Here is a 16,382-nt window from a genome sequence, read left to right on the forward strand (position 1 = left end):
TACCGCTTGGGCGTGGATGCTAAACGGGGTCGGGGGCCTTTTGCCACTGGGCGGAATGCTTTGAGTGGTGCGCCGCCAGTGGCAAAAGGCCCCCGACCCCTTCTCGCGTTGCCCTCTGCCGCCCGGCCCGCTACCATACGGGATTGCCATTCGCGGGCCCGGTTCAGCTGGGCCGCGTCCAACGCCGCGGGGCGTAGCTCAGCTTGGCTAGAGCGCCTGGTTTGGGACCAGGAGGTCGCAGGTTCGAATCCTGTCGCCCCGACTTGCATCACCGCCAGATTGGCCATTTGGACGAGCACTTTTGGAAGGCGGGGCAACCGAGGAGATGCTTGTCACTCCTCTTCGCCGAGCAGCCATTCGGCTGCCAAGCTTCGCACGACGTACAGCCCCCTAGAGTCTTTCGCAGTGGAAGATATCACTGCGTCTGCCGCACCTGGCTCAAGCCGATTGGAAGCTGGGCTCAGTCCGAGTTTGGCTAATCTCGACTGGTATGCGCGCTCAAGCGAGTCTCTCCCGCCTGCCTGCATCTCCTGAAGCTGAAGCAGATGCCTTATCAAGAGACAGAGTGCGCTGTAATCGTCGATTTCGGGATGCGCGCGTAGACGTGCACTCGGAACCAATTCGTTGGCGTCCGGCTGAAGCAATTGGAGGACGCCCGTTAGCGCTCCTGGATCGGTGAACGTCGAGGGGTGTGGTTTGTCGAATAGCTGTATTGCCCATCCCAAGAAATAAGCAGCCTCTCCTCGCCAAACGGCTTCCGTCACAAATTCTTGCGGCAAGTCGCCGTGTGGCGTGCTCAGAATCTCGCGATGAACTTCCTTAACACGGTCGCCGAAGTTCAATTGTTCGAGCCAAGGTAGTAGGTCGAGAGCAGACCTCGCTGCATCGTGGATGCTCGGTCACTTCGAGAGAGGCGCGAAAGCCTAGCGTTCCGAATATGATTGTCTGGATGGCAACTTCGTTGCTAGATCGACGCATTTTAGTCCTCTGAGATGATCCGCAAAGGCGCGAGGTCCGCGCCATCGCTGGAGGCATCTTAACTCAATCACTCGCATCCGGTATCCGCCCAAACGCAATCTTGTTCTCCATCGCCTGGCGGCAGTTGTGCATCGGGGCGAAGTACACCTTCGACGCCCCCCAGCGCAGGTTGATCGCGTCGACTGCCTTCGACGCCCGCGCGAGTTTGTCGAACTCCTCGATCAGCGGCCGCGACACCTCGGTCGCCAGCTTCAGTCCGCCGACGACGAGGTCGACTTTTTTGATCGCTTGGCCGTTCGGTCGGCGGCGGTCCCAGAGTTTAAAAAATTGGTGGAGCAGCGTTGCCGTGTCGTTCACTAGCGGGACGCCGATCTCGTCGCCGTACCGACCGCCCCGTTCGTCGCGGAGGGAGACCCGCAGCGTTTGGGCGACGTAGCCATGCCGGCGAAGTCGTTGGCCGAGTTTGCAAATCAGCCGCGAGAGAATGAGCCTCGCTCCCTCTTCGGTGCGGAACTCGGGCGCCAGGACGCTGCCGTGGCTCATCGAACTTCGCCGCGTCGCGACCTCCGGGAGGTCGATTCCATGGAAGCCGGCCCACCACTGGCCGCCGGCGACCGACCCCCAAATTCGCGTCGCTTCGCGCTGGTCGGTCTCCCAAAGTTGGCGAACCGTGTGGACGCCATGCGATTGCAAGCGGGCCAGCATCCCGTCGCTGATGCCGCAGAGGTCGGTCAGTTTGAGATGTTCCAAGCGCCCCGGCAGGTCGTCGGTCGAGAGGACCGTCAGCCCGTTGGGCTTGCCGAGTCCGCTGGCAATCTTGGCGAGGAGCCGCGTCGGCGCCACGCCGATCGAGCAACTCAGCCAGGGGCCGAAGTCATTTAGTATCTTGCGATTCACCTGTTCGGCCAACTGCCGCGCCGCCGTCGAGTCCCGCTGCGGACCGCGTAATTGGACTGACCACTCGTCAATCGAGTAGACCTTTTCGACCTGCGCGACCTCATCGACGCTGCGCAGCAGCTCGTGATGCTTTTCGACGTAGATGCTCGGCCGAGCTTTCACCAGCTTGATGCCGGGGCACATCCGCCTCGCGTCGCGGACGCCGGTTCCTGTTTTCACCCCATGCCGTTTGGCGTCGTAGCTGGCGGCGATGATGCAGGTGAAGTCGGTCTCGACCGGGATGATCCCTACGGGCCGGCCGCGCAGTTCCGGCCGCAGGTGCTGCTCCACTGAGGCAAAGTACGCGTCCATATCGGTGAACAGCCAATTCATCATCGCAGCCGCGCCTCAAGGTGGTGGTCGCATGTCCACTGCGGTATCGTCGGCGCGGGCGCGATGCAAGCAACTTTTTTCTGGCGAGATTTCTGCAGTGGCTGAAGACTCGTCGGCTGGCCGCAACCAGCGGCGGCTTAGAGGTCAGTCCGCCGCAGCTTTGCAAGCAGCCGATTGAGGTCGGCGATTTCCATCGCAGAGAAATGCGCTAGCTGCCGGCGGTGGAGATCAAGAACCGCGTCGTCAAGATTGGCGAGCACTTCCTTGCCGGCCATCGTGACTGCGAGGGCGGCGTCTACTTCCTGCTCCACGAATCCCGCTGTGCAAAGTTCGGCGACGAGATCCGGCGGCGACGGATGGGCGATCACCATCCGAGCTTCGATCTCCGCCAGCGGGAGCGCTTCGCCCGCCCCGCGCAAGATTCGCAATAAGTTGTACGCCGGAATCGTCAGCCCATATGCAGCGAATAGCGGTTCGACCTCGCAGCGGATTTTCTCGCTGCTCTTCATGAGGTTCAGCACCGCCTCTTGCTCAGGGACTTCGAACGGCGTCCGCTTCTTCAGTTCGAGCTGCAGCGGCGAGGATTTCAGCCGTCCGCCGTCGCGACGCATCTGGCCGGGCGTCATGCTGAACTCGCGGCGGAACGCTTTGCCGAACGACGCGTCGGAATCGTACCCTGCAGCTCGCGCGACTTGAGCCAGCGTGGCGCCGTCGTTGCCACGCAACTGCGCGGCGGCGCGGTGCAGTCGCCACCAAGTGAGGTAGGCGAGCGGTGGCCGGCCGGCGATCTTCTTGAACCTCGCGGCAAAGCCCGAACGTGACACAGCGAGCCGTTCCGCCAATTCCGCAACAGTCCACGGATGATTCGGGTGAAGATGCATCAGCCGGAGTGCTTCACCGATTTCAGGATCGGCGAGCCCGCGCATCAAGCCGGGATCTTCGTTAGGCGCTGTGCCGCGAGAACGGAGCGCCGAGACAAACAGCCCATGCGCGATCGCCCTCGCGGTGGAACGCCAGCCAGGGGAGGCCTCGGTCGCCTCGGCAATCAAGCGGGCGACGAGCGCGGTGTTGGTGGGATCGAGTTCGACGGTGAGCCAAGGCAGGTCGTTGCCGGCGAAGTTGGCCATGCTTGGCTGCAGGTGAATTCGCCCCACGACCAGCGCGGCGCCGTCGCCGCTCAGGTTGGCGATCGTCGTTCGACCTGGCGTTGCGGCGGCGAACGCCAGCTGTCCCGCGGCGAGTTCCAGCGACGCGGCGTCGGAACAGAGTTCAAACGTTCCTGCACCGACGGCGAAAAATTCTATCGCCTTGCCGCCGGCTAATTCCATCCGCCAATTAGCGTCGCATGCGGTGCTGCGGTCGACTTCTACTGAGGCGCCGGCGGCAGACAGAAGGTCAGTCAGAACATCCACAAAAGGCAGTCGCTTAGACGATTGAACCAAAAAACGGGCGATATGAGTATTATGACTCTAGTCGATAACAGCTACAAGATGAGATATGGGTCCAACATTCAGGTCGCCGTGGTGATCGATCCCGGGGCAGGGGATGTTGCGATCCGACTGCCGATTGGTTGATTGCGCTTCGAGGCAATGACTGAAACAGTTTGTCCGCTTTTAGCTCACAGAGCCTACGTAAGCAGGTCGGCGAGCGCGGACCTCAGTTGTGGGAATTCGAATTGAAACCCTTCCTTGGCCAGACGCGATGATGCAACGTAGCGGCCGTAGAGGGCTAATTCAGGATCGCGGCGCAGTATGTAGTGGGCGCCAAGCCGCACCAACCATTCGGGTGCGGGCAACCCAATCGGCATGCCGACGGCGCGGCGCAACTCGCGGGCGAACTCGTGCTGCGCGACAGGTTGCGGCGATGACGAAATGTACGAGCTTCGCATCGTCTCGTCGAACAACCCGCGCTCGACGAGACGATTGAGATCGGTCTCGTGGATCCAACTCATCCCCTGCGTTCCCAAACCGACGCGGCCGCCGAGTCCGCAGCGGGCTAGTCGCGCGAGCGTCGTGAGCGCGCCGCCGCCGGCGCCTCGATCGCGGCCGAGCACGAAACTCGTGCGCAAGACCACGCCGCGCTGTTCCGCCAGGAGGCTTTCGCGAAAGGCCGCTTCCCACGCGCGGCCGACAGTCGGCGCTAGGCCGAAGCCGGTGGGCGAGTCTTCGTCACAGGTTGCGGTGGGCGGATCGCCATAGATGTGGGTGGTGCTCATCTGCACCCACACAGGCGGCGGGCGATCGACGTTGCGGAGGGCGCGGCCGAGCACCAGCGTCGCCTCGACCCGCGAGCGGAGAATTTCGTCGCAATGGTCGGGCGTTTTGATGCAGTCGACGCTGCGGCCGGCGAGATTCACCAAGCCGGCGGCGCCGTCGAGTTCGCGTTGCCATTCGCCGACCGTGCGGGCGTCCCACGGTACATGCCGCCACGGCCCGCGCGGCTTGGGCGGTTTTCGCGAGGCGATCACGACGTCGCAACCAAGTGCCGCGAGATGGGTGGCGAGCGAGATTCCCAAGAACCCGCTGCCGCCGGCGATGAAGATCTTTTTGCTGGCGTCGATGTGCGGCATGATGCGGCTCGGTGGCGTGGCAACAGGTTGTCCCAGCTTGATGAACCGCATTGCTCACTAATCGTTAACAAGCCACGTCTTCCCTAGCCCCGGGCTCCGCCCGGGGGTAGGTCTCCATTCCGGTAGACATCGTCGTGCGTGACGCAACGCGACCCCCGGGCGGAGCCCGGGGCTAGGGGAGATGCGAGCGAACTGCGCCGCTGCGCTTCCGATCGCGCCGGCCGTGTCGATCGCCGCGGAAGCGCGCGGGCCGAGGCGACAAGAAGCCCGCAATCCTGCCGAATGAAACCGATGCCCCGTCGCCGCGCGAGTCGATTTGCCACCATAGAGATCGTCGCTTCGTTTTCCTCCGGATCGCCATGAAAGCCATTCTCACGTTCGCCCGCGGTTGGAATGCCCTCGCCGCTGCCCGCAGCCTCGGTCGCCGCGGCGTTCAGATCATCGCCGGCGATGAGTATCGCTTCGCCCCGGCCAGTTTTTCGCGGTACACGGTCGAGAGCTTTCTTTACCCGAATCCCGACAACGATCCGGAGGGTTTTCTCGCGAAGCTCGAAGAGGTGATTCGCCGGCACTACGTCGCGGGCGAAGAATATGTGCTGATGCCGTTTCACAAGGAAACGTATCTTATCTCGGCGAATCGCGATCGCTTCGAACCGCTGATCAAATTCGCGATTCCGACGATCGAGCAGATCATGCAAGTCGACGACAAGGGGACGCTCGCGCGGCTCTGCCAACAGCGAGAGCTTCCTATTCCGGAAACAATTGTCGCCGATTCGCTCGACGAGTTCCGCGAGCGGGCCGTCGGGTTCAACTATCCGGCGTTCGTCAAAGTGCGGCGTTCCGCCGCGGCCGTGGGGGTGAAACGGGCGACGAACTCGGCCGAAGCCATTCATGCGTGCGAGGAATTTATCCATCGCTACACGCTCGGCAATGACGCCGTGCCGTTACTGCAGGCCTCGGTTCCCGGCGAAGATTATTGCGCGACGTTCCTATTCAATCACGGCGAACTCGCGACGACGATGACGTACCACAACATTCGCACTTACCCCGTGCGGAGCGGCACCGGCGTGCTGCGAGAGACGGTGAGCGAGCCGGCGATGGAGCAGACGGGCGCCGCGCTGCTCGCCAGCTTGAAGTGGCATGGCGTCGCCGAGATCGACTTCCGTTGGGACGGGCAAGCGACGACGCCGCAACTCATCGAGGTGAATCCCCGCTTCTGGGGCGGGCTAACGCAATCGGTCGCGTCGGGTTGGGATTATCCGTGGCTGCTCTATCGGCTCGCACTTGACGGCAAGGTGCCGCCGATTGTGCCGGGCGATCCGACGATCAAGACCGAGACGCCGGTCGTTTCGATGCTCTCGACGTTGACCGAGATCATTCAGGACGACCGGCAGATGGGGACGCTGCGGGCGTCGTTCGAGCAGGCGCGGGGTGAGTTTGGCTCTGGTCAACGCATGAAGGCGATCAAGGATTTTATTGGTCGACTAGAGGAAGGCGCCGACGTCCGCGGACGCGTTGAACTGGCCCGCAAGCTATTCCGCGACCATGGCCACACGGTGTCCGACATTTGGGCGTGGAACGATCCGCTGCCGGCGCTGGGGTTGCTGTATCCGCTGGCGGTGTTTTTGAAGCACGGGAAAGTGTCGACGGAGTTGCTAGTGTCCTAGCCCCGGCCTCTGGCCGGGGGTGGGTTTCCATTCCGGTCGGCGTCGCCGTGCGTAACGCCGCGCGACCCCCAGGCGGAGCCTGGGGCTAGAAATGCTGCGTTAGTTGCCTTGTCGGGCGGCGTGGTCGCGGAGCGCTCGAATAAACTCTTTCACCAGCGGCGATTGGTACCGATCTTTGTGCCAAATGGCGTGGATCGTCCGCGTTGGCGTCGGATCGGCGAGTTCTCGATACTCGCAGCGGCGACCGCGGTCCATTTCGTGCGCCATCGCGGGGATCAGCGACACGCCGTGCCCTTGCGCGACGAGTTCCTGGATTGTCAGCAACTGCACCCCTTGGCAGCGGACCACCGGCGAGTACCCCCGCTGGCGGCAAAAGCCCACAATTTGATCCCCTAAGCAGTGGAGTTCGCTCATCAGCACGAATGGCTCGCGCTCCAATTCGTCGAGAGACACTTTTCGTTTTTTAACGAGCGGATGGCTCGGCGGCAGGGCGAGCAGCAAGCTCTCGGTGAACAGCGGCTCGCTGTGGAGCAGATCGCTCGCCGACGGCGACGCGATGATGCCGACGTCGATCTCGCCCGCCAGGCACGCGCGGGTCGTTGGGTCGGTCAGGTTCTCGTGCAGCGCGAGCGTCGCCTGCGGAAACTTCTTGCCGAACGATTTGAGCAGCGACGGCATCAGGTAGGGCGCGATCGTCGGGATCGCGCCGATGGTCACCGTGCCTCGTTTCGGGTCGGTGGCGGCCGTGACGCGATCGCGAATCTCGTCGACGCGCGCGAGCACGGCGACGGCGTGATCGTAGAGGGCGCGTCCCGCATCGGTGAGACGAATCGTGCGGCCGAGCCGTTCGAATAGTGGATGCCGCAGCTCTTTTTCAAGCTTGATCACCTGCTGGCTGAGCGACGGTTGGGCGACGTCGCACTTGGCGGCGGCCTTCGTGAAACTCCCCTGATCGGCGACGGCGACGAAGTAACGGAGTTGGTGGAGTTCCATGTCGTTGAGCTATCGATTTCTGTTTAGTTATAGCGATTGGCTATGATTTTACTCGCCGGCGTAGGCGGTGGCAATCTCGCGAATCGTCTCGCTAGGATGTGAATTCCCCGTGTAGACGCATCCGCCCGCTTCGCAGCGGTCTGCCGCTGGTCTATACTCTTGGCTTGGCTGAGCGACCAATCGCCGGCCACGCAGGAGATGGTTTCTTGAGTCGGTTTCATCGACTATCGATCTGGCTGGCCGTCGTGACGGTCACCATCGGTTCGCTTGGCGTGCCGATCTCCGCTCAGCGCGCCGCCAACTCTGGGGCGCCGTTTCCCTGCCAAAACTGCCCCTGCGGCTGCACCGACGCCGAGACTTGCTGGCGGGGTTGCTGCTGCTTCACGAACGCTCAGAAGGTGGCGTGGGCCGAGCGTAATAACGTGGATGTCCCCGTCTATGTCATCGCCGCCGCCCGTCGGGAACTAGCGAAGCAAACGGCTTGTAGCGCCGCCGGTTCCTCGTGCTGTGCGCAGCGCTCAGCTTGCTGTGAACAGCAGAGCGGCGGCTGCGCGGATGACGCCTGCAGTCATGACGGCGAATCGACCCGCTCAGCGTCGTCGGGCGGCAAGACTGTGCTACTAATTTGTGCCCTGAAATGTCGTGGAATCAGCGTTTCGGTCGGCCTGCTGCCGCCGTCGGTTCCGCCGGCGCTGCCGATGCTCGCGGATGCATTTGTAGATCTCGGCCCGCTCGCGATCGAAGCTCCGCCGCGGTACTTTTCTCCTAGCCGCGATGTGGCGACTCCTCCGCCGGATGCCCGCGAGTTACTCGCGTCTTAAGGCATCAATGTTTCTTGACGCCAGCGGTTGCGCTAGAGGTTTGCGCGCAATTTAGCACGCGGACCTCCGATCGTGATTCGCTATTGCGCATTGACCTCGCATCGATTGTCGCGAGCAACTCGCACCACGATGGTCGAAGCGCCGCGCTGGCACGCATTTTGGAGGAATTTGTACTCATGCGTTGGAATATGTTTGCGCTCGCCGCTGCGCTCATCGCGGCGGCGGCCTCGCCTCTGCACGCCCACGGCCCGCAGATTCAGCTGACTGCCGAAGCGGGAAAGATCGTTACTCGGCAGGTGCTGATCGACGACTACGTCCCCGTTTCGCCGGCAACGTCGCTGTATGTGCTGCCCGTCGTAAATGTTTCCAGCCAGTGGCTGGTGCAGCCCCCTGGTACCGCCGGCTCGGGCCCCGGCATCGCGGTGGGCGTCGGTTTCGTGGACGCCGCTTCCCATCCGTTCAAAACGGGAAACTACACGACAAGCATCGTTGATGGACTGAAAAAGTGGAACGGCGCGAGTTTCGTTGACGCCGGCGTCACGCAACTGCAGCTGTACAAAACCGTGAGCGGCAACCCGCTGACGGCGACGACGGCCGACGTCGGGCCCTTCGCGTCGCTGGCATACAGCTTGAGCGTGACCGATGAAGAGGCTCACACAGGGATGGGGTATCGTTTCCTCGGCGACGGCTCGTCGAACACGAGCACGCTGGCCGACGGCGTTTACCTGCTCAGCCTGAAGGTCTCGGCCGCCGGGCTGACGGACTCGGCCCCGTTTTATTTCGTGTTGCCGAAGGGCGTCACGCCGAGCGAAGCGGGAGCGGCGACGCTCGCCTTCGCTCAACAACAAGGAATTGCAGCCGGCGCCATTCAGGCGATGACGGCGATTCCCGAACCAGCCAGCCTCGCGCTCGCCGGGCTCGCGCTCATCTGCCTGGGCGTCGCGAGTCGCCGCCGCGGCAGTAGTGAGGCGTAACCATGCACCAAGCCCGTAAAGCAATGACGCTGGTGGAACTGCTGGTCGTCATTGCGATTATCGGCGTGTTGGTGGGATTGCTCTTGCCGGCGGTACAGAGCGCGCGGGCTGCCGCGCGCTCTGCCGCCTGCAAGAATCAGCTGCGGCAGATTGGCCTCGGCGTGCTTCGCTTCTGCGACGACCACGACGGCGAACTGCCGCACAACTACCACCAGGGCGAAAACCTGAGTTGGGTCTACACGCTCGCGCCCTACATGGAAAGCGTCGACGCGATTCGTGTTTGCCCCGAGGATCCGATTGCTGACGAACGGCTTGCGGCCAAGGGATCGAGTTACGTCGCCAACGATTTCTTGATCAACGACAAGGATCCGGCGACGCTCGACGAAGACGCGGGCTTCGTTCGCTACCTACGGCAGGTCCCGAGTACCTCGAAGACGATGACCGTCTTCGAGATCGCCGACAAATGGTCCGCCAAGTCAGGCGTCGAACACGCCCACGCTTCGGAGTGGTTTACCGAACTGACGGTCAGCGAAGATTTCGTGGACGACATGATTGTCCGCGACGTGAAGCTCGACCGGCACGCGGAGTCGTCGAACTACCTCTACCTTGACGCTCACGTGGAAACGATCAGCGGCGACGTCATTCGCCAATGGACCGACGAAGGTTTCAACTTCGCCAAGCCGCAGTGATGCGGCGCGGCGCCCATTGAACGACATCGAGAGTTTCTCATGAATAAAACATACGCTGCCCTCATGCTAACCGCTCTGGCTGCACTGGCGCCGGCCGTTGCGCGCGGCCACGGCTTGCCGATCCACGTCGACGGCAGTAGCGGCGTGCTGACGATTTCCGGCGGGCTGCCGCTGTCGGCTGGTTACGCGAGGCAAGGCTTCGACTACCACGAGGACGCCTTCCTCGACCTCGGGCCTAACAACACGCAGTTCACGTCGCTCCCCGGTTTTCAGGTGACCGGCGTCGCGGCGGGGAGCCAGCTTTCGCTGGAGGTTCTCGCGCGACCCGACTTCACCGATGTCGCGACACCAAATCGCTGGCTCTGGTTTTGGGATAAGGAAACGGCAACGCTCGCTGTCGCGCCCGACGATCCGCTCGTCCGTATCGCGTCGCAGAAGGGGTTCGGCGACGTTCGAATCACGCAGTTCACAGCCCCGACGACGGCTTCGAGCGTGAAAATCCTCGAACCGAACCCGGGAGAGATCGGCTCCCATCAACATCCGCTGCTGTACTTCCTCGACGATTCGCCGGCAGCGAAGTTTGGCGCCTACGGTTTTTTCGCGCGACTGACTTCGCCGAACTACGCCGCTTCCGAGCCGTTTCTGATTGCGCTCAACTACAGCCTGTCCCCGGAGGAATACGATCTCGCTTCACGGACGATCAACAGCGACGCTCGATTGCCCGGCGACTACGACAAGAATGACCTCGTCAACGGCGGCGACTTCCTCGCTTGGCAGCGTACGTTCGGTTCGACGACGGAGCTCGCGGCTGACGGCTCGCTCAACAAGGTTGTCGACGTCGACGACTTGTCCGTTTGGAAAGAAGGCTTCGGCCGCTCGTGGCCGGCGACGCCGAGTCTCGCGGCAATTCCGGAACCAACTGGCTTGAGCCTACTCGCATGGGCGCTACTGCTCATGCGGCTGTGCAAGACGGGGTCGGGGTCCTTTCGCCACAGCCTCAGAACGGGCTCTCGTGAATGATCGGGTCTTCCTTGCCCTCTTTCGACATCGTGTCTCGCGTCGCCAGGGCGTTCATCACCGCCGGGTCGACCGTGTCGAATACGAATCGCGTCCCGCCGTCACAGAAAGCGAAATAGGCGCCGCCCGGATGTTGGCTGCCGAAACCTTCGGCGTAGCTGGTCGAAGCGTTCCGATCTTCCTCTTCGGTGTCGCAGATGTTGAAGCCGTCTTTGAACGTCGTGCCCAACACGAAGCCAGGGCCCCCGGCGAACTCACCGGGATGTTGATTGTCGAACAAGCGCGAGCCAGCGACGACGCCCCACATCACGGCGCTAGACCATTGCGCCGATCGTTCGCCAATCGCGAGCGTGTTGGAGGAGCCGTCGAGCAACTCTTCGGGCTTCGTTTGGCGATTGCGGCCGAAGACGCCGTCGAAGTGGTCGCGACACACGATGCAAGTCGGCCGCACGGCCCCGGCGCTGGCGACGTAGTTCGCCGCGGCCATTTGGCAGACTGCTTTGAAGAAGGCATTCATCTTCACGTCGACCACGGCCTGAAATTGATGATCGGAAGGGCAGATAAACACCGGTAGCGAACGCAACCGCACCCGCTCCGCAGCGAGCGATTCCACCGGCGCCTTGAAGTCAACCAACTCGTAAAGCGCTTGTTGCTCCAAATAGGGAAGCAGTTCCACGCCCCACGCCCAGCCAGGGCCGGCGTCGTCGCCATTCGGGCGGAGCTTCGAGACGTACCCAGCCGGGTAGGCTTTCTTGGCGGCGACGTAGTTCTGTAGCGACAGGCCAATTTGCTTCAGGTTGTTGCCGCAGGCCTGCTTGCGCGCCGACTCGCGGGCCATCTGCACCGCAGGCAGCAGCAATGCGACCAATAGGCCAATGATCGCGATGACGACCAGCAGCTCAACGAGCGTCATGCCCCGTTGTCGGACGTGGTTGCGCAGATCAATCATCCGTGTTGCTCCGTGACAGGCACGCGTTGGGCAAGTCCTTGATGAGTTCCAGCGATACCCGATCGCCGTCGAGCCAGTCGCTCGCGGCGGCACGCCGCTGCGCCGATTCCCAGCATCGCCAACATGATCGAGGCAGGTTCAGGAATCGCAGAAATCGACCCTGATTGACCGTTTTGGCGCTGCCAGATAACGAAGTCGGAGCCATCGGTGCGGCCGTCCTGATTGGCGTCTGCTCCTGCACCGGCCCCAAACGCTTGCCGCCACATCGCCAAATCGGCTCCATTCACGAAGCCGTCGCGATTGAAGTCGGCCGACAATCCGCCGCCGACCTGCGTTACGTTGAACTGCAGGGCAAATGGCACGATGGAGCTCGGCGCTTGGAATAGCATCGTGTACGAGCCGCTTGCCAGCGGGGGGGCAAAGCCAATCGAACCGGGCGCCTCGCCGATGGCCGCTAGGATATCGGTCTCTTGGTGTGAGTGTTCCGGATTGAAAGGAAAATCAACCCACCCCAGCATGTTCGTCGGGTCAATTTCGAAGCCGACGCCCGCCGTCCACGTCGTCCCGGTTTGAATTCCCGTGAAGACGCGACTCGGGCTTTCATGAAACTGCACGACGATCGAACTAAGCACATACCCGGTCGGCACGTCGAATCGCAGTAAGTCCTGATCAACTGCAGAACTCGAAGCGACCAGCGTGTTACCGCCAGGCGTAAGCGACCAGAGCGTGGGGAGGGCGGGGTTTCCCGACAAGTCGCCAGTGACGAATTCACTGTAGTCGGCCGCGCGCAGCGATGGGCCGCCGAACGACACTGCTAACGCGACAAGCAGAAGAGAAACGACTCGTACCATGTCACCCAGGTGCACATTCGCAACAAACTTCGACGCGCGGCCGCGCGTTGCCGGGCCGTCGAGGCGCAGAGGAGAGGCTCCGCAAGACGGTGTAAGAGTAGGGAGCGGCGCTGCCCGGGACAAGCGAAATCTGGCCGTTTGGCGGCTGAAAACGCGCCTCTGACGGTTTGCCGAAGTGGGCTCTCAAAACTTCCCCGCCGTCTGGGGGGGATTTTTGCGTTCTCGGCTAGCTGCGGGCTGCTGCCAGTCGCTCGACAATCGAGTCGCCAATCGTCAGCGCCGAAGTCGCCGCGGGCGACGGGGCGTTGAGGACGTTCACCACGTTGCCGTGCGATTCAATCAGGAAGTCGTCGACCAACGAACCGTCGCGCATCAAGGCCTGGGCCCGCACGCCGGCCGGGGCAGCGACGAGATGCTCAGCTTTGATCTCAGGTACGAGCCGGGCGAGGGCCCGGACGAACGCCCGCTTGCTGACGCTCCGCCACATCTCGCCGGCGCCCATTTTCCAATATTTGGCCGCCAACCGAAGGAACCCTGGATAAGTCAGCGATTCGGCAAGCTCGGGAATGTTGATTGTCGACTTGAAATACCCTTCTCTCGCGAACGCCAGCACGGCGTTCGGACCGCACTCAATGCCGCCGTTGATCATCCGCGTGAAGTGGACGCCCAAGAACGGGAACGCCGGATCGGGCACCGGGTAGATGAGGTTTTTCACCAAGTGTTCGGCTTCTGGCTTGAGCTCGAAATACTCGCCGCGGAAGGGGATGATCTTTGCCGGCGGTTCCTCGCCGGTGAGCGCGGCGACGCGATCGCTGTAGAGCCCTGCGCAATTGACGACCTGCCGTGCGGCGAACCCGCCGGCAATCGTCTCGACAATGGTGGTCGCTCCGTCGCTCTTAAACCCAAGAGCAGCCGTGCCGAGCTTGATCTCGCCGCCCGCGGCGACGATTCGCTCCGCCAGCTTTTTGCAGACCATCGGGTAGTCGACGATGCCCGTTTCCGGAACATGGATCGCGCGGATACCGGCGACGTGCGGTTCGAGTTCAAGCAGCCGTTCACGACTGATGATCTCGCACTTCACGCCGTTGGCCAGGCCGCGTTCGTAGATGCTGTCGAGGCGGGGCAACTCCTCGTCCGAGAGGGCGACGATCACCTTTCCGCAGATGTCGTAGGGAACGCCTTCTGCCTGGCAGAACGCTTCCATCGCGAGCTTCCCCTCGCGGCAGTTCTTCGCCTTCAGCGAACCTGGTTTGTAGTAAATTCCCGAGTGGAGCACGCCCGAGTTGCGGCCCGTTTGATGGGCGGCGAGCTCGCTTTCCTTTTCGAGCAGCAGCACGCTGCGGCCGGGGAATTGCTGCTGGTACTTGTACGCGGTGGCGAGGCCGACGATGCCTCCGCCAATGACAATGAGATCTGAGGTGGGCATGAATCGAGGCGGGAGGGGCGTTGCAGTGAAATTGGAAGTTTAACTCGCCGGGCGGCTAGTAGTTGGCTCCGCTCTTGCGAATGTGAACCATCGGCGGCAAGTCGGAGGTGGTCAGGGCGCCGCCGGTGACGCGGGCTAGAAAAATGACGTGATCGCCCGACTCGACGTGCGATTGCGGCAGGCATTCCAAATGCCCCACGACGCCGCCCAGTGCGGGAACGCCGTTCGCCGCAGTGAAGGTTTCGACGCCTTCAAACGCAGGCTGTTCCGGTTCAAACCCTTTGCCGAAGTGCTTCAAAAACTGGTGCTGCTTCTCGCCGACGACGTTCAGCACGAACGGCTCGCCCGCGGCCAGCCAATCGGCAACGTAACGGCCGCGCTTCACCGCGACAGTCACGCATGGCGGTTCGAACCCCGCCTGCATCACCCAACTGGCAAGCATCCCCGTGGCACGCTCGTCGCGGCCGATGGTGAGGATAAAGATGCCGCTCGGGACACGGCCAAGGATGGGGAGGTGATCGCTCATAGGGCAGGGGAGTCCGTGGGCTCGCTAGTTCGCGGGAGGCGTTTGTCCCAGCTTGGCGCGCACGCTTGCCACCTTCGCTTGGATGCCGCCCGACACTCCCTGACGGTAGTCGATCTTCGCCGTGCAGCTGACGCGGTTCGATGACTTGGCAACCGTCTCAATGCACTCGCGCATCAGGTCGAGCACTTGCGCTAACTCGCCTTCGACGATCGTCCCCATCGCGTGCAGCTCGTATGGCAGGCCCGACCGCTCGACGATTTCGACGCATTGGGCGACGTAGCGGCTGACGCTTTCGCCCTGCCCGAGCGGCACGATGCTCATTTCCAGGAGAACCATGGTAGGGCGAACGCTCGTGCGGTTGCTGGCGCCCGGCTCGCCTCGGCAAGGCGGGAAGATCGGGGCAAGTAGCCCATTGTAAGTGGGGCGACTGGGGTGTCGAGGTAGCCGAATTCCCGCAAAAATCGCTCTTCGCGAAATTGCGGGAGTTCAATACCCTTCCCCTCGATGGACATCAGGTCGCTACGAGTGCTGTGGGTTCTTGCCACCGCAACAGGAACCCTGGCGGGGACCTGTAGCGGGTGGGCGCAAGCGCCCACTTCCAACTTGGGCAGCTGGCAACCTTATCGTGCCGATGCCAGCATCTTGCCGACGCCCGGCGCCGGCGACCTCGCTCAAGCAGCCGCGACGCCAGCCGGCCTGCCGGTCCAAGTGGCTCAGGCGCCAACGCCGTTGGCCATGCCCATGGCGACCGACATGCCCATGGATCAGATGATGGCCTGCCCGCCGCCGGTCTTCGTCGCGCCGCCGGTCGCGATGCCGCTGTTCATCGATCACGGCGACATCTCGCCGAAAGACCCCGCCTTGTGGCAATGGCGGCTCCTCCCCGAAAACGTCATCTGGCAATCGTACTGGGCCGGCGTCCACGAGCCGCGGATCTCAGGCGTCGCGTTCCACAACGCCCCGAACAATACCGACTACCTCGACGTGTCGCTTGGCGGTCGTGCGTCGCTCCTTCGTTACGGGAGTGACGGTCCCGGCCGAAACGAAGGCGCCGAATTCCAAATCGAAGGCGCCGCGTTCCCACGGCTCAACCTCGATGCGAACTGGGACGTCGAAGCGGTCGACTTCCGCTTCGGCATGCCGCTTATTTACGGCCGCGAAAAGTGGCAAACGAAATTCTCGTACTACCATCTCAGCTCGCACATGGGCGACGAGTATGCGATTCGCGAACATGCCCTCGTCGACCGGATCAATTTTAGTCGAGATGTGCTGACGCTCGCCTTTTCGTACTTCCCGCTGCCGGCCTGGCGGTGGTATGCCGAAATGGGCTGGGCGTTCCACTACGACGAATCTGAACCGTGGGAGTTCCAGTTTGGCGTCGACGTCGCGGAACCGGGACCGACAGGGCCGTGGGGCGTGCCGTTCTTCGCCATCAACGGGCACATCCGCGAAGAGGTCGATTTTGGCGGCAACGTGGTCGCCCAACTCGGCTGGCTCTGGCGCGGAAACAGCACGAAGGTGCTGCGGACCGGCTTCCACTACTTCAACGGCAAGTCGAACCAGTTCGAGTTCTTCCGTAATTTCGAGGAGCAACTCGGCATCGGGCTCTGGTACGAGTTCTAGTTCCTCGGCGCCTTTTGGGCAGTTATCGCC

15 protein-coding genes, 1 tRNA gene and 1 pseudogene are annotated in these 16,382 nt (G+C 62.6%); 7 read left to right on the forward strand and 10 right to left on the reverse strand.

Annotated features, from left to right (window positions below):
* The first annotated feature begins 187 nt into the window (after positions 1-187).
* Positions 188-262, forward strand: a tRNA-Pro gene (locus ACQY7R_RS26965).
* A gap of 70 nt (positions 263-332) precedes the next feature.
* Here the strand turns inward: ACQY7R_RS26965 and ACQY7R_RS26970 are convergent.
* The 4 genes from ACQY7R_RS26970 to ACQY7R_RS26985 form a co-directional block, all read right to left on the reverse strand.
* Entirely contained in the window at positions 333-842 is a 510-nt protein-coding gene (locus tag ACQY7R_RS26970) for a hypothetical protein (RefSeq protein WP_428308637.1), read from the reverse strand.
* A 199-nt stretch (positions 843-1,041) separates the two neighbouring features.
* Positions 1,042-2,250, reverse strand: coding sequence for a Y-family DNA polymerase (locus ACQY7R_RS26975; RefSeq protein WP_428308638.1), 1,209 nt, complete (start codon positions 2,248-2,250; stop codon positions 1,042-1,044).
* A gap of 134 nt (positions 2,251-2,384) precedes the next feature.
* Positions 2,385-3,659: a helix-turn-helix domain-containing protein gene (locus ACQY7R_RS26980; protein WP_428308639.1), complete on the reverse strand. Its 1,275-nt coding sequence runs from the start codon at positions 3,657-3,659 to the stop codon at positions 2,385-2,387.
* 215 nt (positions 3,660-3,874) lie between these two features.
* On the reverse strand, positions 3,875-4,867 hold the full coding sequence (locus tag ACQY7R_RS26985) for an epimerase (RefSeq protein ID WP_428308640.1): 993 nt from the start codon (positions 4,865-4,867) through the stop codon (positions 3,875-3,877).
* A 308-nt stretch (positions 4,868-5,175) separates the two neighbouring features.
* Here ACQY7R_RS26985 and ACQY7R_RS26990 point away from each other — a divergent pair, with 308 nt between their 5' ends.
* Positions 5,176-6,483, forward strand: coding sequence for an ATP-grasp domain-containing protein (locus ACQY7R_RS26990; RefSeq protein WP_428308641.1), 1,308 nt, complete (start codon positions 5,176-5,178; stop codon positions 6,481-6,483).
* 99 nt (positions 6,484-6,582) lie between these two features.
* On the opposite strand, the gene ACQY7R_RS26995 is transcribed toward ACQY7R_RS26990, so the two are convergent.
* Complete coding sequence (locus tag ACQY7R_RS26995; protein ID WP_428308642.1) at positions 6,583-7,476, reverse strand: LysR family transcriptional regulator; 894 nt, start codon at positions 7,474-7,476, stop codon at positions 6,583-6,585.
* A 206-nt stretch (positions 7,477-7,682) separates the two neighbouring features.
* Here ACQY7R_RS26995 and ACQY7R_RS27000 point away from each other — a divergent pair, with 206 nt between their 5' ends.
* The 4 genes and pseudogenes from ACQY7R_RS27000 to ACQY7R_RS27015 all read left to right on the forward strand — a co-directional run bounded on the left by ACQY7R_RS27000 (position 7,683) and on the right by ACQY7R_RS27015 (position 10,980).
* Positions 7,683-8,297, forward strand: a complete 615-nt coding sequence (locus tag ACQY7R_RS27000; RefSeq protein ID WP_428308643.1) for a hypothetical protein — start codon at positions 7,683-7,685, stop codon at positions 8,295-8,297.
* A gap of 176 nt (positions 8,298-8,473) precedes the next feature.
* Positions 8,474-9,271, forward strand: a complete 798-nt coding sequence (locus tag ACQY7R_RS27005; RefSeq protein WP_428308644.1) for a PEP-CTERM sorting domain-containing protein — start codon at positions 8,474-8,476, stop codon at positions 9,269-9,271.
* A 2-nt stretch (positions 9,272-9,273) separates the two neighbouring features.
* Positions 9,274-9,489 (forward strand): annotated as a pseudogene (locus ACQY7R_RS27010) (type II secretion system protein); the annotation flags it as partial.
* Positions 9,490-9,999: 510 nt separating this feature from the next.
* The gene (locus ACQY7R_RS27015; protein ID WP_428308645.1) at positions 10,000-10,980 is read left to right on the forward strand and encodes a hypothetical protein; all 981 of its coding nucleotides are present in this window, start codon (positions 10,000-10,002) and stop codon (positions 10,978-10,980) included.
* Here the strand turns inward: ACQY7R_RS27015 and ACQY7R_RS27020 are convergent.
* The 5 genes from ACQY7R_RS27020 to ACQY7R_RS27040 form a co-directional block, all read right to left on the reverse strand.
* Positions 10,958-11,926: a DUF1559 domain-containing protein gene (locus tag ACQY7R_RS27020; RefSeq protein ID WP_428308646.1), complete on the reverse strand. Its 969-nt coding sequence runs from the start codon at positions 11,924-11,926 to the stop codon at positions 10,958-10,960. The two genes, ACQY7R_RS27015 and ACQY7R_RS27020, sit on opposite strands and share 23 nt — an antisense overlap.
* Positions 11,923-12,777, reverse strand: a complete 855-nt coding sequence (locus tag ACQY7R_RS27025) for a dockerin type I domain-containing protein (RefSeq protein WP_428308647.1) — start codon at positions 12,775-12,777, stop codon at positions 11,923-11,925. Before ACQY7R_RS27025 ends, ACQY7R_RS27020 begins: the two co-directional genes overlap by 4 nt.
* 226 nt (positions 12,778-13,003) lie before the next feature.
* Positions 13,004-14,203 (reverse strand): L-2-hydroxyglutarate oxidase, encoded by a 1,200-nt coding sequence (lhgO, locus tag ACQY7R_RS27030; RefSeq protein WP_428308648.1) that lies wholly within the window; start codon positions 14,201-14,203, stop codon positions 13,004-13,006.
* 55 nt (positions 14,204-14,258) lie between these two features.
* Positions 14,259-14,729: a flavin reductase family protein gene (locus tag ACQY7R_RS27035; RefSeq protein ID WP_428308649.1), complete on the reverse strand. Its 471-nt coding sequence runs from the start codon at positions 14,727-14,729 to the stop codon at positions 14,259-14,261.
* A 24-nt stretch (positions 14,730-14,753) separates the two neighbouring features.
* Positions 14,754-15,065: an MTH1187 family thiamine-binding protein gene (locus tag ACQY7R_RS27040; RefSeq protein WP_428308650.1), complete on the reverse strand. Its 312-nt coding sequence runs from the start codon at positions 15,063-15,065 to the stop codon at positions 14,754-14,756.
* Between the two features lie 168 nt (positions 15,066-15,233).
* On the opposite strand from ACQY7R_RS27040, the gene ACQY7R_RS27045 reads away from it, so the two are divergent.
* Positions 15,234-16,352: a DUF1207 domain-containing protein gene (locus tag ACQY7R_RS27045; protein WP_428308651.1), complete on the forward strand. Its 1,119-nt coding sequence runs from the start codon at positions 15,234-15,236 to the stop codon at positions 16,350-16,352.
* Positions 16,353-16,382: the final 30 nt, after the last annotated feature.

The sequence above is a fragment of the Lacipirellula sp. genome, assembly GCF_965279485.1.
In the GTDB taxonomy this organism is placed as follows: Bacteria; Planctomycetota; Planctomycetia; order Pirellulales; family Lacipirellulaceae; genus Lacipirellula.